Source organism: Bacillus sp. SIMBA_074, assembly GCF_046534555.1.
GTDB lineage: Bacteria > Bacillota > Bacilli > Bacillales > Bacillaceae_G > Bacillus_A > Bacillus_A mycoides.
Genome location: NZ_JAWRYM010000041.1, coordinates 1 through 21,537, shown reverse-complemented (window position 1 = coordinate 21,537; position 21,537 = coordinate 1). Strand labels below are relative to the sequence as shown.

At 31.4% G+C, this 21,537-nt stretch carries 19 protein-coding genes and 4 pseudogenes; 5 read left to right on the top strand and 18 right to left on the bottom strand.

What is annotated here, in order from left to right:
* Window positions 1-33: 33 nt before the first annotated feature.
* Both SB773_RS27390 and SB773_RS27385 read right to left on the bottom strand, forming a co-directional pair.
* A pseudogene (locus tag SB773_RS27390) lies at window positions 34-597 on the bottom strand (AAA family ATPase).
* A gap of 115 nt (window positions 598-712) precedes the next feature.
* Window positions 713-1,471 carry a class I SAM-dependent methyltransferase gene (locus SB773_RS27385; RefSeq protein WP_410593328.1) on the bottom strand — a complete coding sequence of 253 codons (759 nt, stop codon included), beginning with the start codon at window positions 1,469-1,471 and terminating at the stop codon, window positions 713-715.
* A gap of 203 nt (window positions 1,472-1,674) precedes the next feature.
* On the opposite strand from SB773_RS27385, the gene SB773_RS27380 reads away from it, so the two are divergent.
* Window positions 1,675-1,953 carry a hypothetical protein gene (locus tag SB773_RS27380; protein WP_016101241.1) on the top strand — a complete coding sequence of 93 codons (279 nt, stop codon included), beginning with the start codon at window positions 1,675-1,677 and terminating at the stop codon, window positions 1,951-1,953.
* Window positions 1,954-2,031: 78 nt separating this feature from the next.
* Here the strand turns inward: SB773_RS27380 and SB773_RS27375 are convergent, their stop codons facing one another.
* The 3 genes from SB773_RS27375 to SB773_RS27365 all read right to left on the bottom strand — a co-directional run bounded on the left by SB773_RS27375 (window position 2,032) and on the right by SB773_RS27365 (window position 5,981).
* Complete coding sequence (locus tag SB773_RS27375; RefSeq protein WP_289404044.1) at window positions 2,032-3,828, bottom strand: Xaa-Pro dipeptidyl-peptidase; 1,797 nt, start codon at window positions 3,826-3,828, stop codon at window positions 2,032-2,034.
* 136 nt (window positions 3,829-3,964) lie between these two features.
* The gene (locus tag SB773_RS27370) at window positions 3,965-5,341 is read right to left on the bottom strand and encodes a sensor histidine kinase (RefSeq protein WP_410593325.1); all 1,377 of its coding nucleotides are present in this window, start codon (window positions 5,339-5,341) and stop codon (window positions 3,965-3,967) included.
* Window positions 5,334-5,981 carry a response regulator transcription factor gene (locus SB773_RS27365; RefSeq protein ID WP_410593323.1) on the bottom strand — a complete coding sequence of 216 codons (648 nt, stop codon included), beginning with the start codon at window positions 5,979-5,981 and terminating at the stop codon, window positions 5,334-5,336. The genes SB773_RS27370 and SB773_RS27365 overlap by 8 nt, the downstream gene beginning before the upstream one ends.
* A gap of 121 nt (window positions 5,982-6,102) precedes the next feature.
* Between SB773_RS27365 and SB773_RS27360 the strand changes: the two genes are divergently transcribed.
* On the top strand, window positions 6,103-6,519 hold the full coding sequence (locus tag SB773_RS27360; RefSeq protein ID WP_012261104.1) for a hypothetical protein: 417 nt from the start codon (window positions 6,103-6,105) through the stop codon (window positions 6,517-6,519).
* A gap of 44 nt (window positions 6,520-6,563) precedes the next feature.
* Here the strand turns inward: SB773_RS27360 and SB773_RS27355 are convergent, their stop codons facing one another.
* The 6 genes from SB773_RS27355 to SB773_RS27330 form a co-directional block, all read right to left on the bottom strand.
* Entirely contained in the window at window positions 6,564-7,061 is a 498-nt protein-coding gene (locus SB773_RS27355) for a DinB family protein (RefSeq protein WP_016091565.1), read from the bottom strand.
* Between the two features lie 97 nt (window positions 7,062-7,158).
* Window positions 7,159-7,584: a GNAT family N-acetyltransferase gene (locus tag SB773_RS27350; RefSeq protein ID WP_159146762.1), complete on the bottom strand. Its 426-nt coding sequence runs from the start codon at window positions 7,582-7,584 to the stop codon at window positions 7,159-7,161.
* Between the two features lie 130 nt (window positions 7,585-7,714).
* A complete protein-coding gene (locus tag SB773_RS27345; RefSeq protein ID WP_410593319.1) occupies window positions 7,715-8,389 on the bottom strand; it encodes an HAD family hydrolase in 675 nt (224 codons plus the stop codon).
* A gap of 29 nt (window positions 8,390-8,418) precedes the next feature.
* On the bottom strand, window positions 8,419-9,120 hold the full coding sequence (locus SB773_RS27340; protein ID WP_113734848.1) for a 5'-methylthioadenosine/adenosylhomocysteine nucleosidase: 702 nt from the start codon (window positions 9,118-9,120) through the stop codon (window positions 8,419-8,421).
* Between the two features lie 13 nt (window positions 9,121-9,133).
* The gene (locus SB773_RS27335) at window positions 9,134-10,753 is read right to left on the bottom strand and encodes a M3 family metallopeptidase (RefSeq protein WP_410593317.1); all 1,620 of its coding nucleotides are present in this window, start codon (window positions 10,751-10,753) and stop codon (window positions 9,134-9,136) included.
* A 211-nt stretch (window positions 10,754-10,964) separates the two neighbouring features.
* Window positions 10,965-11,333, bottom strand: coding sequence for a DUF3888 domain-containing protein (locus SB773_RS27330; RefSeq protein WP_341024945.1), 369 nt, complete (start codon window positions 11,331-11,333; stop codon window positions 10,965-10,967).
* A 284-nt stretch (window positions 11,334-11,617) separates the two neighbouring features.
* Between SB773_RS27330 and SB773_RS27325 the strand changes: the two genes are divergently transcribed.
* On the top strand, window positions 11,618-12,205 hold the full coding sequence (locus tag SB773_RS27325) for a GNAT family N-acetyltransferase (RefSeq protein WP_193666141.1): 588 nt from the start codon (window positions 11,618-11,620) through the stop codon (window positions 12,203-12,205).
* Window positions 12,206-12,422: 217 nt separating this feature from the next.
* On the opposite strand, the pseudogene SB773_RS27320 reads toward SB773_RS27325, so the two are convergent.
* Window positions 12,423-12,741 (bottom strand): annotated as a pseudogene (locus tag SB773_RS27320) (helix-turn-helix domain-containing protein); the annotation flags it as partial.
* Between the two features lie 431 nt (window positions 12,742-13,172).
* Entirely contained in the window at window positions 13,173-14,033 is an 861-nt protein-coding gene (locus SB773_RS27315) for a DegV family protein (RefSeq protein WP_410593314.1), read from the bottom strand.
* Between the two features lie 254 nt (window positions 14,034-14,287).
* On the opposite strand from SB773_RS27315, the gene SB773_RS27310 reads away from it, so the two are divergent.
* Window positions 14,288-14,731 carry a GNAT family N-acetyltransferase gene (locus SB773_RS27310; protein ID WP_410593312.1) on the top strand — a complete coding sequence of 148 codons (444 nt, stop codon included), beginning with the start codon at window positions 14,288-14,290 and terminating at the stop codon, window positions 14,729-14,731.
* A 355-nt stretch (window positions 14,732-15,086) separates the two neighbouring features.
* Here SB773_RS27310 and SB773_RS27305 read toward each other — a convergent pair whose 3' ends face one another.
* The 4 genes and pseudogenes from SB773_RS27305 to SB773_RS27290 all read right to left on the bottom strand — a co-directional run bounded on the left by SB773_RS27305 (window position 15,087) and on the right by SB773_RS27290 (window position 19,395).
* Complete coding sequence (locus SB773_RS27305; protein WP_410593310.1) at window positions 15,087-16,295, bottom strand: BC_2427 family protein; 1,209 nt, start codon at window positions 16,293-16,295, stop codon at window positions 15,087-15,089.
* Window positions 16,296-16,422: 127 nt separating this feature from the next.
* Entirely contained in the window at window positions 16,423-17,118 is a 696-nt protein-coding gene (locus tag SB773_RS27300) for a CsxC family protein (protein ID WP_193666148.1), read from the bottom strand.
* A gap of 690 nt (window positions 17,119-17,808) precedes the next feature.
* Window positions 17,809-18,117, bottom strand: a pseudogene (locus SB773_RS27295) (GNAT family N-acetyltransferase); the annotation flags it as partial.
* Between the two features lie 252 nt (window positions 18,118-18,369).
* The gene (locus SB773_RS27290) at window positions 18,370-19,395 is read right to left on the bottom strand and encodes a YheC/YheD family endospore coat-associated protein (RefSeq protein ID WP_193665364.1); all 1,026 of its coding nucleotides are present in this window, start codon (window positions 19,393-19,395) and stop codon (window positions 18,370-18,372) included.
* Window positions 19,396-19,589: 194 nt separating this feature from the next.
* Between SB773_RS27290 and SB773_RS27285 the strand changes: the two genes are divergently transcribed.
* On the top strand, window positions 19,590-20,813 hold the full coding sequence (locus SB773_RS27285; RefSeq protein WP_410593308.1) for an ATP-grasp domain-containing protein: 1,224 nt from the start codon (window positions 19,590-19,592) through the stop codon (window positions 20,811-20,813).
* A gap of 338 nt (window positions 20,814-21,151) precedes the next feature.
* On the opposite strand, the pseudogene SB773_RS27280 reads toward SB773_RS27285, so the two are convergent.
* Window positions 21,152-21,343, bottom strand: a pseudogene (locus SB773_RS27280) (HD-GYP domain-containing protein); the annotation flags it as partial.
* Window positions 21,344-21,537: the final 194 nt, after the last annotated feature.

The following is a 21,537-nucleotide window of genomic DNA, read 5'->3' as shown; positions in this document are numbered from 1 at the left end:
TGGACAATGAAAACGTAACAGCATTTAAGTATTTTACAATCGGAATTTTTCCTTAATCATTACAGCTACTTCTTTAGCACTCAAATGAGTATTATTAATTTTTATGTACTCTTCTTTTTCAATTTCACCATGAAGTGAGTTTAATATATGTTTTTTCATCGTTTCTTTTAAATTTTTTTCAGACCATTTAATATCTCTTTTTTTTCGGTTTATGCTCTAGTCTATGCGGACTTTTATTTCGCTCTAATCTTTCATCTAATTCTGCCTCGAGCTCTACAAAATATACTGCTGCACCTTTTGGTTCAAAAATACTTACTACATGATGTATATACTCCCAATCAGATTGAAGATCAAATGCCCATACATATGTAAAAATCATTCCGTATAAATCACTTTTAGACACTTCTTCAAACAGTTCATTACGAAACAAACTTACTAACCGTTGTGCTTCCGCTTTGTACTGTAATCAAAAAACGAGCTAACAAAATCAATCGTCATATGATTATGAAATAGCTTTAAATCAGTTATTTTTTCTAACTCATGCCCGACCGTCATTTTCCCGACTGCTTGCGGGCCAAATATTAAGATGAATTTCATTTGTTTTCCTCCGATTTTTCTCTATAAACAATTAAATAAAACATATCCTAAAATTGAAAATAAGGCAGTCGATGTTGTGTCGATTGCCTTATTTTCATGAATAGTTCCTATATTATTACTTTCGTACAGCTTCAAAAGTAATAATTTGTTCTGCATTTGACGGTTGCTTTTCATAAACATAGTCAGCAGAGCAAGTAATGTCAGTGAAACCTATACTTTCTAAAAGGAGTCTAAACTCTTCTATTCCATACCACCGCATTGCAAAACGTTGCAGTTCAGTTTGTACTAACTGTCCTTTACTCCATTTTTCATATTTTAAATATGATACAGTTACTTGGTTAAGCCAATCTATTTCAATTGATTTATTTTCTAATGTAATTTCGTCCCCGCTTGGCAAGGAAAAAGTCGATGTATGAATCTCACCCGTCTTCCAGTCATATGGAAGCGCAAGATCTACAATTAAACGCCCGCCTAGATTAAGATGTCGATAAAAACATTTCAGAGCATTTATAAAATCATCACGATTTTCAATTAAACAAAAGGATCCAGTAGGAATTATTATCGCTTCATATTTATGTGGCAGTGAAAATTGTTGTAAGCTTCCTTCATATAAATTAGGATGCAAGCCTCTCTCTTTACACCGCATACGGCAAGAATCTAGCATTTCAGGCGAATAATCTATCCCATCAACTTTAAAGCCAGCTTCAAGAAATGGAATAATGACACGTCCCGATCCTACTGCTGCTTCGAGAATTCTCCCTTTACAACTCTTTAAACGATCTTGATAATATTCAATATCACCATTCAAAGCGTAACCGACAGGTTTTGTGAAATCATATAATTCCGTACAAAGTGTACTATAATAACTAAACATTTATTTTCTCCTCCGTTTTATGTGTACGGAAGATTCTAATTTACTTAATCTTTCCGTACCTCAAATTTTAATGAGAATTCGAAAGAGCTGACTGTCATAATATATCACTCGCTTTCCATAGAATATAATCATATTGTATAATATTCCCTTCAAAATGAACATATAGAAACCAAAATTCAGACTTATACTGAAAGGAGGATATGATGAATTCATTAATTGGATTTCTTTTTCTTCTTATCGCTATTAATGTTCTAATTTTCTTTATAGCAAAGCAGTATAAACGAATATGGAAAATAGCCAGTGGTATTTTCATTCTTTCTTCCCCCATTGTTTTCTTTGCCACTATGCACGTAATTGGAGAAAAAGTAGGAGATGGATTAGCTGGAGGTTTTGCCGCTTTTACCTTTAGTGGCCTTTTAATCATTAATGCAATTTTTTTATTTGTTGTAAACATTATTATATCTACCAATAGAAATGCATAATACACTCCCTATGTTTGTAGGCATTTCTATTTCAAAATTTAAAGAGCTTACTATAGTAAGCTCTTTATCAAAAACTATTTATTTCACAATCGGCAATGTCACTTCACTCAATTTCACAGTTAGCTTCGTTCCTGCTTTCGGTCTAATTGTATAATCGTAATCACTTGCGATTAAAACGATTCCCATTTGATGCCCTGCTTTAAATACGTAATCATCTGGCTGCATGTCCCATGTAAATGTGTAATCTTTACCAGGTTGAATCGCTGTTGAATTTTCTATACTATTTAAGTTTTGCGGATCCATCCAACCTCTCGTTACAATTTCAGGCCTCGCTCCGCCATAATCAACGAGTAAAGCTGTTAAATTTGAAACAGATCGATCAATATTTCCTGTTATTGAAATTTTAGGCGTACCACTTATTCGCATATCTTTTTGCAGTACAGGCATTGTATATACTAATCGATTCGCTATTTCTAACTCAGGGTTTTCTACTAGTTGATTTGACTTTATTTTAGCATCATCTACTAATGAGAAAACATTGTTTACTGATCCCATACTTAATGGTAGATTGACTGCTTTATTACTTAAATACATACGGACTTTTGATGGTACAGCTGCTGGATCTGGCCAATTTTTTATTTTTTGCCACGATTTATTTTCACGTTGTACATCTACCATCGGTTCAGTCATAATTCCATTTTCAATTCCATATAACCAATAATCGAACCATTTATTTTGCGTTTGTTGCCAGTTATTACTTGATGTTCCGCCATGCCCACCTTGATGTAACCACATTTTACGAGGAACATTATTTTTGCCAAGAGCTTCCCACCACTGTGCGAACTGCTTCGTTTTTACATTCCAATCATTTAAACCGTGAACAACAAACACACTAGCCTTCACATTCTTAACATCTTTTACATAGTTACGTTTATCCCAAAAATCGTTATAATCGCCTGTTTTACGATCTTGTCCAGCTGTTAGTTCTTTAATAATTTGCCCGCAAACTTCAGGGTTCTTTCTTGTTAGTACTGCTTCTGCCATATTATCTGTATCTTCTCCCTGATATCCACCTGGCGCAATAACCGCCCCATTTGCACGATAATAATCATACCAGCTACTAATCGCTGCGATTGGAATAATTGTTTTTAACCCTTCCACTCCTGTCGTTGCGACAGCATTCGGTAACGTACCATTATAAGAAACTCCTGTCATTCCTACATTTCCCGAAGACCAATTTGCATTTACTTCCTTACCATCCTCTGTATATGCTTTCGCACGCCCATTTACCCAATCAATGACAGACTTCGTCCCTAGTATTTCTTGTTCATCTCCGGTTGTCGGACATCCATCTGATTTTCCAGTTCCGATGCTTTCGCCTAAAATAACTGCATATCCTCTTGGAACATAATAATTGCCGTATGAACCAAGATTAACCGCTGCATACGGTTTTCCTTCATACGCATACAATTCTTCATCAACATTATAAACAGGAACATCTTTTAATCCTGATCGATATGGACTCATTTCATAAATAACGGGGACTTTCACATCTGAGTTCGTCTTTGGACGCATAACCTTTACTGATACACGATCTTTTTTACCATCACGATCACTATCAACTTCTGTCTCTACAAATAGATTTTCTACGATGGCTTCATCAAGTGAATAGATTGGCTTCGTCATCCCATTTTCTAATTCAATTTTCGTATTTGACATTAAACCCTCTGAAATTTGACCATTTAACATAACATTTTTGTCTTTTACGGAGCTCCCTTCATTTTTTTCTGCATGTGCAGTCATACTAGAAACTCCTGAAGTAATTGTTAAAGATAATATAGTCGATAGTGTAATTGCTATTTTCTTTTTCTTCATGCCCTTCCCTCCCCATATATTCCTTCTTTTACTATACATTAAAAATGCAGAAAATTCAGTTTACATTTCGTAGAAAGTTGAGAAATTTGTAAAACATTCGAATCTTTCAAGATAATAGAAAAGGAACTAATAACAATTAGTTCCTTTCTATATACATATAAAATTGTATTTCTCCATCTTCTACCGAAACTCCGTATTCAAAACCATGTCTTTCTAATATACTTTTTACAATCGCTAATCCTAATCCAGTACCTGATTTTTCTTTACTGCGAGAAGACTCTAATACGTAAAAAGGCTCCCAAATTTTATCTTTCTCTTTAATTCCCTCAGCAGCAATACCATTTTTAATTTGAAAATATAGAAGATCCTTTTTCTCTTCTAATACGATTTTTATATTTCGATTCGTTGTATATTTTATCGCATTAGAAATTAAATTTTGAAAGACCATTCTCATTTTATTTAAATCAGCATAAACAATCGCATCGCCAACACTATAATCTATCTGCAAATCGATTTCTTTCGATTCCAATTCGATTTTATGCTTATCTATAATACTTTGAACTAATGGTTCAATAGGGAATTCTTCTTTTTGTAAAATATCTCTTTCTAGTTTAGAAAATCGCAATAACTCTTCAATTAAATTTGAAATTTGATCTGTTTGTTTAATGATTGTATCAACATATGTGCCATCATCTAAACCGTCTTTTATTCCCATAGAATATGCTTTTACTAATGCGATTGGTGTTTTTAATTCATGAGTTACATCGCCCATAAATCGTTTTAAGTGGTCATTTCGATCTGTTAAATCTTGATGTGCTTCATGTAATTTATCACTCATAATGTTTATACTATTTGCTAAATCACCTATTTCATCATTCGTTTTAACTTTCGTCCGTTTAAATTTCAGACGTGAAATATCTTCTGCGACATCACTCAATTCATTCAGTGGTGTAGTGATTGTTTTTGAAAAAATCCAGACGAGCACGATAATAAGAAATAGTGAGAATCCCAAAATGTATAAATAAAATGAGTTAAGCGTTTTAATTACTTCATTGGAATGTGCAATAGAAACTCCTACTAAAATCAACATATCATCTTTCGCAATGTATTTCGCAAAAAAACTAGATTTTATCTTTTCTTGATCATATATTTTATTCGATTGTCCGAGGTTCTTCACTTTCGTAATTTCTTCTTTTGTAATCCAAAGTTTATTTAGTGCAACCCTCTTTTTTGTAAGTTGCATGCGTAATTCTTCATTAATAGCATCTTCTGAACTATTTATTGATGTATAAGCAATCGTAACATTACCTTCATTTTCAATACGATTTATAGCATCATCAAGCTTTTCACGCGGTATCGACTGTATTTGCGCTGTAATGCCTTCTAAGCTTTCACGTGTTTTGTGCACATTATATTTTGGTAAAAAATAGTTAATTAATAATAAAGAGATGGCAAAAATAAGGATGACTGTTAAAGAGATGCTGAAAAATAACTTTTTACCGAGCTTATTCACACTCTTCCTCCAAACTGTATCCTAAACCACGATGTGTCTTTATAATATTTTCTCCTATTTTTTTACGCAACCTTCTTACATGCGTATCAACCGTGCGCTCTTCCCCAAAATAATCAAATCCCCAGACGATATCTAACAACTTTTTCCGCGTTAAAATCGTGCCTTTATGATTAAGAAAACATTTTATTAATTGCAATTCTGTCTTTGTAATGTCTAATTCTTTCTCATTTTTAAATACTTTATTTTTGGTGAAATCTATTTTTAAATCTTGAACTTGAATAACATCTTCATGCTGTACCAGCTTTTTCGCTCGAGTAATTAGCACTCCCGGGTGAAATGGTTTTTTTACATACTCATCTGCCCCGCTTTGAAGAGCTGCTAATTCATCTTCACTTTCACTTTTCGCAGTAAGCATTAATACTTTTACACTCGAATTCTTTTTTATTTCCTGACAGACAGTAATACCATTACGTTTCGGCATCATCCAGTCTAAAATAGCTAAGTCAATTTTCTCATCATAAAATATTTGAAGTGCTTCCTCTCCATCTTTCGCTAATAAAACTTCGAAGCCTTCTTTTTCAAAATACGCTTTTAAAATTTTCAGCATATCTTGTTCATCGTCTGCGATTAATACTTTCATTACATTTCCTCCATTACTTATAAACAAATATCAATTTTATCATACAACTTCTTTGTTACATGAATGTGACATAAAAATATTTACAACGTTTGAGGGTATAGTAAGTGTGAGGTGTTGTTTCATGTTCAAAAAAATAGGAGTCATTACTCTTCTCTTCTTTTTATTATCAACAAATGCGTTCGCAAATACAAATAAACAAATTGAAGTATTTGATTGTAAAAAAGAAATGGTCGTTCAAAAACAATCTTTAGATCCAGCTATTCAAAAAGAAGCTGTTCAATATGCTAAATCCATTACTGGCCCGTTCAAAAACTTAAACGTCGTTCCGAAAGATGGACATATGATAAAAATCCCATTATCGAAACCTGTTCCTATTACAAATCAATGGTTACATACAACAATTGATGAAGTACTCATCCTTCTCCCACTTAACGAAAAACCTTACATTATGCTTTACGATGATGAAAATAATCCGCATTTTTATTATGTAAAAGGTAATCCGAAAACTTTATTGAAACAAATGAATGTTAAATTATAATTAATTAAAGATCCCGCAAGTATCATTCGCGGGATCTTTCTTTATCAGTTAACAACTTGATTTTCATTTAAAAAATTAATAATCTGCCTTTTGTGATGGTTATCGTGATCTACGAATTCTTTAATAATATATATTAGAGAGTACGGCATTCCAGTATGAGGACAATATGATACTCCATTGGCAGTTAAATGTTCCTTTAGCTTTCCAATAGACAGTCGGTTAAGCTCTTGAACAAGTAAATCTCTTTTAGCTTGTGCTTCTTCAAGAAGTTTTATCTTAGATATACCTGATTTTGCATAATTAGAGGCTTGTTTATTATATGTATCAAAGTCAGGGAACTCCATTCCCTGTCCATCTCTCACTGATGATAATGTCTCACGTAAAAGATAGTCATCCCAATTCATAATATGAGATACAATCTCACCAATAGTCCATTTCCCCTCTGATATTGGCGCTGTCCACAATTCTTCTTTCATACCTTTCAATGTGGTTATCCACATTGAATAATCTTTAAAATCATTAATAATTTTATTTTCTCCCATCATCTAATCCCCATTCTAATAGTAGATTCAAATAAATTATACCATAAATCTACATAATGTAGAACAAACGTTCCCTTGGGGATCAAATAATAATTCACTACATCCTTTTATCTAAGTTTAGATAATGGCTTGTTCCTACATACATTTTCCCTTTCGCAAATCCACTCGAAGTATAAAATTGATCCCCCTGTTCTGTATCTGTATGTAAGACAACAATAGTAAAATAGATTTTTGCATCGCTTAAGATTCTCCCTAACAGTAACTTTCCTAATCCTTTCCGCCGGTAATCTTTTGCAATATAAAATCTTCTTAATCGACCAATCTTATTATTTTTCGTATACGGATCTTGATTTAATCCTCCAATTCCAATTAACGTATCCTCTCGAAAGATTCCATATAAACATTCACCTGTTTTACTAAACGTATTTCTTTTACTTTCATATTCATTTATTAGTTTTATTAAGAAGTTAAATCCTTCTTCTTTACTTTCCTGGACAAGGTGATTGACCTCATATTTTAGCAAATCTCCAATTCGTTTTATTTGTATATTTTCCAGCTTACTCCCCCACTTTCTCTATCCAAATGTATCTTTTTAAAAAATAAAAATGCCCAAGAATATATTATCCTGAGCATTCATTTGAATGTGAACTTATTCATTTTGTTATGTACGTATTCTTCAATTCTGGTAATATCCCCTTCAGTTCCATTAAATCATCAATTACTAAATCAGCATGAGCAAGCTCATCTTCTTGTGCAAAATCAAAATTACATCCAATCGCAATTAAACCATTATCTTTTGCCGCATTAATATCCGATAAACGATCCCCAACTACCGCTGCCTCTTGTATATCATACTTCTTCAAAATGCCTTTAACTAAATCACCTTTATTTAGCGATTGTATTTGTTCAATACTGAATGTTTCCGTAATCCATTGGTCTAAATCATAATAAGATACGATTGCCTGTAAATATTCCGTTAAACCATTACTAGCAATGTAAATGGAACAGTTATTTTCTTTTATAAAACTAAAAACTTCCTTTACATTCGGATATAAAGCACCATTTCCGCTCTTTATATTTTCAATTAGTCTTTCTAAAAAATATGCATCTGTTTGTTCCCTTACTTCATTAGAGTGATTAGGTAATAAAGCTTCCCAAACTTTAGGTAAAGGTACACCCATAATTTCACGATATTTATCAATTGGTGTTATCGTATCCCATAATTGTAGTGACCGTAAATGATCAAATGTATCATCTAGTGATAACTCTAAAATTTTATCTGTTTGAAATAAAGTTCCATCCATATCGAAAATTAGTGCTTGTAACATGATATTCTCTCCCATTCTTTACTTATGAACTACAATACAGCTTTACTCGAAATATTTTTAAGCATCTCCACAATAATTTCTGAACAATAATTCGCTGCGGTTTTCGCGAAATCATCATATGAAACTTGCGCTAAATCATCTGCACTGTCAGAAATACATCTCAAAACGAGAAACGGTATGTCATTTATATAAGCAACATGTCCAATTGCTGCTCCTTCCATTTCTGTACAATGAGGTGCATATTCAGTGACTAATTGCTCCTTTAATTTTGAATCCTCGACGAAGCATTCTCCGCTGACGATTCTTCCTTCATGAACAGTAATATTTAAACTACTACTATTAACAGCTTTTCGGGCTAAATCTCTTAATCCCTCGCTTGCATGAAACGCTTCTTGAAACGGAAATAGATTCTTCATTTGATTTTTATTAACATCATGATGCGTAACATTTGTAGAAATAACTAGATCGCCAATTTTCACATCCGGATGTAATCCACCCGCAACACCTGTATTAATGATAGAATTCACATCAAATTTATTAATTAAAATTTGTGTACATGCGGCGGCATTTACCTTTCCTACACCACATCGCGTAATAATAATTTCTGTATCCATGAAGTTTCCTTTATAAAAAGGTATTCCCGCAATAGTATGTTCCTCTTTTATATGTAGTTTTTCTAAAAGTAAGTCTATTTCAATTTGCATTGCTCCGATAATACCGATTCTGTTCATATATGTAGTCCCCTTAATTAATTTGCAAATATTCATCAATATCTTTATGAATTTGCATAAAAGCCTTATTCCAAAATTCATACTCTGTTAGATCAATATCAAAATGTTTTTTCATCAATTCTTCAACTGGGGTCTTTCCTGTTTCTCGTAAAAACTCTTTATACCTCAAATGAAATGCATTTTTATTTTCCTTTGCTATTTCAATTAAACTAAAACTCGCTAAATACCCAAATGTGTATGGATAATTGTAAAAAGGAACGTCTGCTATATAAAACTGAACGTATTTCATCCAAACAAACGGCTGATATTCTGTTAGTACATTCCCGTATGCCTTTTCTTGCGCGGCTATAGATAATTTCTCAATTTCATCAGCACTTAAAGGACCTTCCTTGCATTCTTCATAAAACTTCTTCTCAAACTGAAACGATGCACGAATTGCCATAACATAATTAAAACTATTTCTTATTTTCCAGCTAAGCAATGACTTTTTCATCTCTACACAATCTGTTGTTTGAATTAAATAATTCATGATTACCGTTTCAAAGAAAATAGACGCTGATTCAGCTATACTCATTGGAAGATAGTCGTCTAGAAAAGCCGTAGACTGTTCAAAACTCATAACATAAAAATGCCAAGCATGTCCTAGTTCATGAGCAAGTACTCTTACACTATCAATTGTTCCATCATAACGAAGTGAAATACGGGATTCTTTTTCACTGAAAAAAGGAGCACAAAATCCACCCGGTGGTTTATTATCTCTCGGTTCAGCATCGACCCAACCATTCACTATTGCATTCTGTGCGAACTGTGCCAATTCTTCATCTATATTTTTTAGTGCATCATATATGTTTTTTACTGCTACTGAAAAAGGAATAGCAGTCTCATTACTTTCTTTCCATGTCATTAGCTCGTGCCATGTAATTGAATTCTTTCCTTTTTTATAACCGTTTAACGCAATTACTAGCTTCGTAAGATTTTGTTCTGCTGCATTCCACATTTGGGATAATGCAGTTTCAGAGATGCCATTTGCTTGTAGTGATTGTTTTAAAATCTCTGTCCCTTCCACTTCATCACTTTTAGCATGACGTAATCTTCCTATTTGATTCAATACAGTAGCGAAGATTTCTTTTTCCTTATTCAAAGCATTTGTAAGAGAATCGAATACTTTTAACCTTTCATTATGCTCATCACTATTCATCGCAACGTAATTTGCTTGTCCAAATGATAAAGTCTCTTTATCGTGTATTACTTCTATTTTATTTCTTAATTGTGTATACATATCTTCCCAAGCTTTTAATTCATTTTCTATTAGTTTAATACTTGAATGATTTGTATTAACATTTTGTCCCTTACTAGATTCTATTAATAGTTGAACTTCTTTCTTTAATTGATTTACTTTTACACTTAGTAAAGTATTTTCAGGATGCTTCTCATCTTCAACAACACGGCAATATAAGTAATACTCTGCTTTTTCGATAGCCTGTATAAGTTGTGAAATGATTACTGAGTCTTTTGTTGCTTTATATTCAATTTTTAATCTTTCTATCGTTTCTATAGAAAACGTGAAGTTTTGTTCTTGAGGATATAGCCTGTCCAAATCCCATTGAGATTGAGATTGTATTATTTTATTCATTTTGCACCCTCCTTTTTTTTACAAATAGTTACAAAACCCTACTCTTTTCACTATTATATATGAACTATCAAAAATTTAATATCTTGAAATATTCAAACTTATATGAATGTAATTTGATATTTCATTTTCTATTTCTTCCTATTTATATAAGTTGTAAGTATTACTACTTCTGCTAGGGAATTTCTAGGTTCGTATAGAATACACTGTTTATTTACTCTTTCTTTTGTTTGAAGTTTATAACTTTTACTCCACTTGGATTAATGTTATAAGTAATTGTTACAACATGATTTGGTGGGTTATGGGCGTTTGTATAAGTTCGATACTTTGCAACGACAATGAAGTTAAAAGTGTATTTGGGGGATCGGTCAATTTTTATAACCTTCGCATCAGTTAAACTATACTGATGCGAAGGTCCAAGTTTGCTTTGAATCGTTCGACTTGCATACGGAGCCAATAAAGTGTTATAGGAATCATAAAAATCTTTATCAGATATGTTAGCTGCGTTTCCTTCTTTCGGAGATGCAAATATGACCATTATTAGAATCCCGTAAATTACTAGGGATAGTTTACTCTTTAGCATGAGATTCACTCCAGGCTTATTAGATGATAAACTTTAGGATGCTCTAAAAAATAATGACTATTCTCTTTATGTTATTTTTAGCTTATTAAGCATCAAATAAATCAGAGCTTTTACTTGCGAGTCAATATTTTTAATAAAATTTATGCTAGCTCGAATGACTGGAACTGATTTTTAAATATATTTCAAACAAATTGAAAAAATCCCACCCTAACGATATCTAAAGATGCTGGCTTTTACTGAGTATATATAGAATTTAAACATAGTAGAAAGTGAGAGAATAACTTATGACAACTCATATTGTACAATCAACCGACTACAATCAAGCATCTGATGCATTACGGCGCGAAATTGCTGTAATGCTACAGCAGGTTTGGCCAGATTTCGATTCCACGCCTAAGGAAACAATTTCAGAAACTCACCTTAAAGAATTTAATGTACGCTCATTTTATTCCTACATAGATGGAAAGTTAGTCAGCTATGCAGGTGTAGTTCGCAAAACTATCCATCATAATGGGCAAATATTTAATATAGCTGGACTTAGTTGTGTAGCGACTGATCCAGATTATCATGGGCAAGGTTTAGGTTTACAAACAGTTGCTGCAGCTACTGAATGGATTGAAAAACAAAGCGATATAGATTTCGGGATATTTACGTGTAAACCATCTTTAGCTCACTTTTATAATCGCGCTGGTTCCTGGCCTGTTTTACCGGATATAGTGCTTATTGGTAGAGAAGATGAAGATGCTTTATCTAGTGAATCCTTAGAAGTTGTTGTTTTAATGCGTTTGTTTTCAAAGAAAGCGAAATTCCATAAATCAATGTTGTGCCATACCACTATCAATCTTGATTTTCCAGTTGGCCAGTTTCTATAATACAGATAAACAGAAGCCAATTTCCATACGATTAGGACATTGGCTTTTTCTTTTTTTATTTTGCTTCGCATATGCAATTCACATTAGCTTTTCTTTCCATACAGAACCGCTAATGCGGGATAAAAAAAGTTTCTCCCTAAGAGCGTTAAAACACGTACTCTTTAGGATAACCTCTAATAATTTATAAACTAAGAAAACATATTACTGAAACCCTGTTTTAATCCATTTTATTTTCAGCTGATAGTTTAAAATACTTAGCAGATAATTTATATGAGCGATTCTCATAATAATAATCCCCAAATTTATAAGCTAATGCGGCAACTAAGCTATATTGCTGTTTTCATATTCTTCTCATATCCATTATAATCTGCCCATATTCTAGATTTTTCTGCTTTAAATCCATATAGTTGAACATGGGCATACGGTACATCACAAATCGATAAAATTTCAAATGCCTCATCTATAAGTTTAGTTACTGTTTGCCAATCTTTTAATTCTATATAAATTTCTATTAAATTCCGAATTGTATATATCTTGCCTTTTAAAGAGAAAGTTAAGAAGTAATTACATACTTTTCATTCGCATAAAACAATTATTTTAGAATTTAAAAAGGATTGAATCAAAAGTTAACTATCATTCTTAATTTAAATAATATGATTGGTTAAACTTGCCGATTACATTGAGGGCATCTATTGTAACCGAAACTAAATTAAATAGGCTTAATAGATGAATTCCAAATATCACATCCTATAATTTAGTTTATCGAATTATTTATTAAATATGATTGTAAAACCTAAAAACGATTCAACACGAAAAATAGTAAGATATTCTGGAGGATCCGCAACTCTTTTAATACTAGCCTTCACTTGTTTCCTTTATACCTTCTTACCTAAAAAACAAAGCACTCATAAATAATAAATTCTATATTTAATTTAAAGAAAAAAGGATTGATCAGAAGATCAATCCTTTACTCTACTTTATTTAAGAAGAACAACGTTAACGCACCTGGTCCTGTATGCGCTCCGATTGCAGCTCCAATTGTATTTACGATAAATACTTCACAGCCGAATCTTTCAGTAATTAATGCTTTTAATGCTTCGGCAGTTTCTAGATCATCACCGTGAGTCATACCGATTGTTTGACCTTTAAGGTCTTTCCCACGCTCTTCCATAATATCAACAATTCGGCTTAATACTTTCTTTTTCCCTCTTACCTTTTCAAGTGGTACAAGTTTTCCTTCATCCACATTTAAGATCGGCTTAATGTTTAATAAACCACCGATAAAACCAGCTACTTTACTTAAACGCCCACCTCTCACTAGGTACTGTAAGTCAGCTACAGTGAAGATATGTTCCATATGGTTCATTAGAAAAGCGACACGGTTTAATATTTCTTCTTTTGATGCGCCCTCTTTTGCCATTTTTGCAGCTTCTAATACGACAATACCTTGACCGAGTGAGGCACATTTTGTATCAATAATTTCTAAATCTAAATCAGTGAATGTTTCTTTCACTTCTTCTTTAATGAGAACTGACGATTGATATGTACCAGACAATTCAGATGAAAAGGCTAAATATATACAAGGATTACCTTCTTTTGCATAGGAAACAAATTTTTCTTGGAATGTTTCAAGTGAAGGCAATGATGTTTTATAAACTGCGCCTTCTCTCATATTTTGCAATAAAGTAACTGATTTTAATGTAACCCCATCTAAATACTCTGTTTCTGCTTCATCATATACACGGAGTGGAATTAAATCAATATCATATGCTTGCAGCAATTCTACCGGTAAATCCGCCGCACTATCCGTAATGATTTTAACACCCATTTTTAAACCTCTATTCTGTTATAAATATAAAAAATATAAAATAAAAATAGTACTTTTAAATTATATACGTAAAACTTAAATGAAGAAAGGAAAACACTTTATATTGTATGCACTATTCTTCAAAACTTGAACTGTTATTAAAAATGATACCGTTTTCTCCTATTTTCATAATTTATTGTGCCAATTATGAATTACAACTCGTATCGTTCTTTATATAATAGAAATATTAAAACATTTCAAATGGAGGCCTAAAAATGGAAATTCAACTAGCTATACCTAATGATATAGAATGGATTAATAACCAATACGAATCAATCGGATTTGTACCGAGTGATTTATCACGAGATAAGGTTGCGATCATTACATACAACAAAGAGTATGCGGGTGTTGGACGTTTAGTCCAAATAGATGAAGATACAATTGAAATGGGTGGAATTTTCATTCTTCCTAAATTCAGAGGTCTACAATTAGCTGGGGAACTTGTTTCATTTTTAGTACAAACTGCGAAAAAATTACAAATACAAAATGTGTATTGTCTTCCTTTTGAAGAACTAGAAAGCTTTTATAAAAAATACGGCTATACTGAAGTCGATACTACAGAAGAAGCTGTCCACCCAATTATTCTAAAAAAATATAATTGGTGTTTGGAAAATTACGATAAACATGTTTTACTATTTAAGTTGAGAGTTTTGTCATAAAGGAGTGAATACTTTTTATATTACAGCTCAGGTTAATACAGTTAATTATCTATTTTATTTAATTAACTTATTTATTCAAGCAACATATACGCCAATTTTATGTCCGTTTTAAATAAGTGTTAGCAAGTACGTTTACAAATTTGTTAGCACTTATTTAAAATATAAATCTAAAGAAATTCACACAATTAAGTAACTATCCCAGTTGGCAACAACCATCCTTCATAAATATAAAATTGAATGTAATGAGGATAAACCGTTTGGAGGATATTTCGTAGCACTGAATGATTTACAAAAGATTACGCGTTGATACGCTACGAATAAAAATAATCAGCTACTCAAGAGAATATAATCATTTTTATGTAATTCGCACTTGTACTTCCTGTTCTTGTATTACTTGAATGATTAATTCCAATACAATATTTTGCATTAACTGATACACATTATCATCAAATGTACTTTGTTCTGAAATGTATTCAATACATTGATAAATATAGCCTTCTACAAATAAGCTCCCTTTTTCAACTGTAAATTTATTTTGTCCATTCTTTTTTACTTTTGGTACTAAAAATTCGGTTTTTGTCAAAACAATCTCCTGTTCCACCTCTTTTATTCCTATGACTTTTTCTGTAAATACCACTTTTTCTCGTAAACTAATTTCACCTTTATATCTTCCTATTTCTATTGGTAGTCTGGCTGTTATATAATTATTTACTTCTCCTTCATTTCCACTCTCTAATATTATACTGTGGATAGGTATCCATGTAGATGTCTCTACCCGATTCTCTTCAATATTCCCTTTGACTTTTTGATTATATAATTCAACAAGCACTCTCTTTTCATGAAGATTTAAAGAAACTAATTTACAATAAGCCTCCGAATGATGCTGTTGCACTGTAGCTAATAACTTAGAATCTAATTCACGCCCCTCCGCATCTTTTTCATTTCGAAATACAAATGCATCTTGATTTTTCACATTTACTTTTGGAAACACTTTAAAGCTAGACACTTCTGAAATAATAGAAAATGGAGTTTTCACTACCATTGAATGCACTGAAGTCTCTATTTTTGATCCTAAACCTATACTTTCTCTCTTTGATTCAGTTTCTTCACTTTTTTTCTCTGATTCATTTGCTACTTCTACTTTCTCTAATCCAATCACTTTATTTTCTTTTGCTGATTCAGTTTTTTCACTTTCTTTCTCTAATTCAATTGCTTTATCTTCTTTTTTTGACTCTGTTTCTTTACTTTCTTCCTCTAATTCAATTGCTTTATCTTCTTTTTTTGATTCAGTTTCTTCACTTTCTTTCTCTAATCCAATTACTTTTTCTTCTTTTGCTGATCTAGTTTTTTCACTTTCTTTCTCTAATTCAATTGCTTTATCTTCTTTTGCTGATCTAGTTTTTTCACTTTCTTCCTCTAATTCAATTGCTTTATCTTCTTTTTTTGACTCTGTTTCTTTACTTTCCTTTTTTTCTCTTATTTCGCGCGAATCATCTTGAACATTCAGCATTTTCCATTTGTAAACTTTGTTCCATATTTCCTTACCAACCCATGGCTTATTCATCACCATCCCCCCATCTGATGAAATTCATAAAAATATGCTTTTTGTACGCGACCATTCCATCATTATATATGTTTTATAATAATAAAAAAGACATTGTCTTTTTATTAAAGACAATGCTTTTTTAGTCTTATACTTGTACTTGTTGTACTTGTAAAACTTTTAGAGTAAGATCTAGTACAATTTTTTCACGAAGAGTTCCAAATGGCTCGTTTAATTCTGTTGGACAAGGTGAAAAGTCTAATTCGAAAAATTGTGCGCTTACTAATTCACAATATGGTTGTTCATTATAAAAAACTGTATTTTCGAAGAAGTATTTGTCTAAACGTGGTAAATCACCATTTTTAGGATTAATAAAGTGAGATGTAGTATCTGATGAAGAAGCTACTAAAGCTAGTGAAAGAAAATCAGCTGCTGTCAAATCTGCAAAACCAGAAAATGGAACATTTGCAATACGATCATATAGCACTCCATTACACTCATCATTTGCATATTCAATATTTTTACGAATATATCCTTGTACAAATAATTTTGCTCTTGTAACTCGGCGATAAGGTGTAGCATCTACTGGAGTAAATGCTACAGGAACTAACTTACATTGTGTTAAAAATACATTTTTTAACACACGTTTAATCTCAGTTGCTGGAGGATCTAATGAAATATCAGATTCTACAACAATTTGAATTGTTCTTTCTGCTAATACAACTGGTATTTTTACAATCGGTGTTCCTGGAGTAAGAATTGGCGCTGCAGCTGCATCACTTAATGGTGTTTGGGTTTGTCCCGCTACCTGACATGGTACATTAATTGGGCATTGTTCACTCATATTTTATAATCTCCTTTATATGAAAAATTTAGAGCTTTTTAACTCTCTATACTGTATATGTTTGTCTTCTATTAATGCGTGGGTTTGTATCATAGTCACTTTTATTATTTACAAAAAAAAGAGTAATTTCCCTTTAATAGTCAAATATACACAACTTAATATACTGAGTTTTTATGGGTATTTACCGATAAAAAATAAAATTTATTAACTCTCATCGTGGGAGAATAAAATGATATGTTAATTAAGTTCAATAGTAAAAAAGATAAGCATATTTTCAAAGAAACTTTCAAAAAATCTATTCTTAAATTTATTGATTTCTTCATTTCATAATATCTATGCAACTGCAATTTAATATTGGTAGCACCTTATTATTAAAAAATAAAAACCGACTTAATAAAGTCGGATTTTATACCCAAATTGTTGTGGAATCACTTCATCTTTAATTCATATCGTTTTTTTACTCTCACCTTTTCCAATAGAATTTATCAATACTTCTATTGAAAACAATCTTGTCGTTGTTCTCTCCTCTAATACTATTAATTAACATCTCTCTTAATGCCTTTAGTTTAGGTAAAATTATCTTTGGATATTTTATATTTGTAATTATAAAAAAGGACTAATTGATGTTAATTTAATTGGATTTTCTAGCCTTTTTATTTTGTACAATTCAATTCGTACAAACTCGTTCAATTACCTATTATTCACAACATAAGTATCATACGTCTTATCAAAAACATATCCTAGCTTTTCTGCAAGTTTAGCAGATGTATTATTCACTGCATCCCAGTTTAGGTATTTCCCTTTTTCTAAACAATCCAATATAATAGCTGCACTAACTAAAGTCGTCAATCCCTTTCTTATATGATCCAGATTGGTAGCAACTTCAATTTCAATCCCATCATCATAAATACTATACGATGATGCACCGCATACGACGTCTCCTTTATAGAAAATACTATAGCCAATCCCTCGATTTATATAATCATCTGTCGATTGAAAAAGTATATCTTGCACAAGGGATAACATATTTACGTAAATCATTTGATGGACTAGCGGCTGTTGGGCGCATATCAGACGGAAATTTGATGAAGCCTTAAAGGCTTTATCTGATTCACAGAAGGGGAAAAAAGTGAAGTGAAGTAAACAAAAAATAACTCCAAAATCAACTTCTATTGTATATTTTGGAGTTATTTTGCGTTCGCTTTAAATTCGTAATTTTCAGTTTATATATATATTTCTATTTTTCTTTTCTTATTTATGTTTATCAGCTAAGTATCTAGCATAGTGAACTAAATTTCTAGCTACATCTAATTCAAGATTAAATATATTAGGTACACCTGGTCTCCAATTCACCTCAAACAACCACAATTTTTGATTTTCATCAATCCCAACATCAATTCCTAACTCATCAAATAATACATCCTTATATAAAGAATTAAAATGGTTAGAAAAACTTACCGCAAATCGTTCTAAATACCTTTGAACATTATACCAATCGTTATCAAACTCCGTTTTTAAAAAAACATCTAAATAAGTACTATAACCACCGCTAGCCATATTTGATACAACACTTCCTAATGGACCTATTCTCGGGAATATTGAAGTAATAACCCACTTTCCTTCTCCATTTCTTTGAACATGCAATCGAAAATCATAAACATGACCAGATTTCATTTGACATGAAATAAACTGTTGAACTATGTAACCTTTCTCTTGAATCTTATCAGATAAAAAACTTATTAATTGGTTTTTATTAATAAGTGAAATTTGTTCTGACTCATTCATACTGTAATTTCTCCCATGTTTTTCAATAAAAATAATCCCCTTACCTTGATGTCCAGAAATGGGTTTAATAATAAGTTTTTCATAACGATTAATCATGTCAAAAAACTTATTAACATCATTTAATTCATAAAAAGGAATAAGATATTGCTTAAATTTCCCTGCTTTTTTTATTCTGTTATATACACTTAATTTATCTCCAATTGAATGACTTGTGAACGGAACTTTATCATATAAATAATCAAAAATTTGCTGATTTTTATCACTAACATGAACACTTGCATTATAAATAACATCAGGAAAAGAAAATTCTTGTTCAATCCACTTACCATTTTCATAAGTTTTACCTAAAATTTTCTCAGTTTCTATATTTACTTTCCCTAAAGTAAAATAAAAAAAGTTTATACCTTCAGCTTTGGCTACAGCAGCATAAGTATATGCTTTCTTTACGTCATTCGGATCTTTCCGATGATGAAGCATACCAATTATAGTCATGTTAGTTCTTCTTCCCTTCTTTCTAAAGATTTTTTCAAAACAAATATCAAATTCATTATATACATATTCATGTTCTTTCTCATTCAACCATTTTTCGAAAAATCCAGAACAAGCTTAACCTCATTTTAATATTCTACCTATAGAAATAATAAACCTGAGATTTTATAAAATGATAAAGGTTAAGGTGACATAAAATGGATACTATCGTTTTCATTGAAACAAATAAATCTGGATCAAGTAGGGAAGCAATCAAAGCAGCTGAAAAACTTAATTTCTTTACTGTTTTATTAACTAAAAAAACAAAATTTATTAATGAACGCACTATATTCCCTGATGTACATCAGATGATTTTCACTGATATAAATGATTATGATAATATAATTACAAAAATTGAAAAATTAAATAAATCAGGAAAAAACATAAAAGGGATCTTTAGTTTTATTGACCCTTTTGTTTATGTGGCTGCACGTTTATCAGAAAGATTTTGCTCAAATATTGTATCTACTAAAGCTATCCATCATATGGAAAACAAAATATTAACTCGTAATGTACTTAAAGAATTACCAATCTCACTCAACTATTTAATTTACAAACCAACAGAATCATTATCATCTTTTCTTGAAAAAACTAAAGAGATGAATTTCCCTCTTATTGTAAAATCCCCTAAATCAACAGGATCCAAAGATGTATTATTAGTAAAAAATAAAGATCAATTAATCTTATCTATACAAAGTCTTTTAAAAAAACTACCTAATGAAGAAATTCTACTTGAAGAATATATAGATGGACCTCAGTACTTAGTTGAAATTTTAGTTCAAGATGGAAAAGTCCATATTATAGCAGTAATTGAACAAGACATTACACTTTTTGAACGTTTTATTGTTACTGGTTATTCTTTACTAGGACAGGTAGACAAAAGACTATATAATAGTCTTTTCAATGCAGTTAATTCTGTTATTCAGGCCTTTAATATGAAAAATGGAGCGTGTCATCTAGAACTCCGGAGAATAAAAGATGTTTGGAAATTAATTGAGATAAATCCCAGAATATCAGGTGGAGCAATGAATGATATAATTGAAATTGGACATGGAATCAACTTAGTGCAAGAGACTATTCAGTTAATGTTAGGAAATAAACCTTCACTAAATAAAAAACATTATAAATATGTGTACGCTCATTACCTAACAGTTAAATCTAAAGGAAAACTAATTCGAGTTACAGGGAAAAACCGTAGTTCTAACTATCCTGGTGTAGAGAAAGTTTATATAAAACCTAAAAAAGGAACTGTCTTAAAACCACCTACATCAATGGGACATCGATGTGGCTACGTTTTAGCAGCATCCTATTTTAAAACAGAAGCTAAAAAAATAGCTTTAAAAGCAGCTAAAGAAATTTCATTTGAAATCCAAAAAGAATAAATATAACATAAAAAACAAGATATATACACCAACTGATAAAAATATACTAAAATCAAGTTTCGTATAATTCTAATTATCATAATGCATAATAAAAAAGTTCACTCCTTATCTACATTTATAGAAGGAGTGAACTTTTTTATTATGCAATTTTAATTTATTTACCCAACAAGCGACTCCAAAATGACTTCTTCTGTTCTGAAGCTACTATTAAGCATTTACTTTTATATAGTTTTTCGAATACTTACAAATGAGCTTTTATCTAATTAAAAATGTTCTCCGTGAATAATAACAAAGTAATGTTTTTTATTATTTTATAAATTTTTTCGAAACATAAAATTTTAACTAAGAGGTGATTGGATCATTTCTTTCCATAAGGGAAATACCTTTTTGAAAAGTTCTACTAGTAAAGAGGAAAACTGAGATCCAGAACCTTCAATGATACGTTTATAAGCTTCTTTAGGAGATAGAGCCGAACGATATGCTCTCGAAGAAGTCATTGCATCGAACGCATCTGCTTTCGCAACAATTCTATAGAAACATTCTAGTCATCATTTTTCACTTTAATTCCTTTACGTTGTACAATTCGTACAACTCTCCGTTCATTTACCTATTATTCACAAAATAAGTATCATATGCCTTATCAAAAACTGAAGTGCACCCCAATTGTTAGACACGGTCTAACAATTGGAGGTGCATTTTTTATGGCTAAATTTTCTTCAAAAGA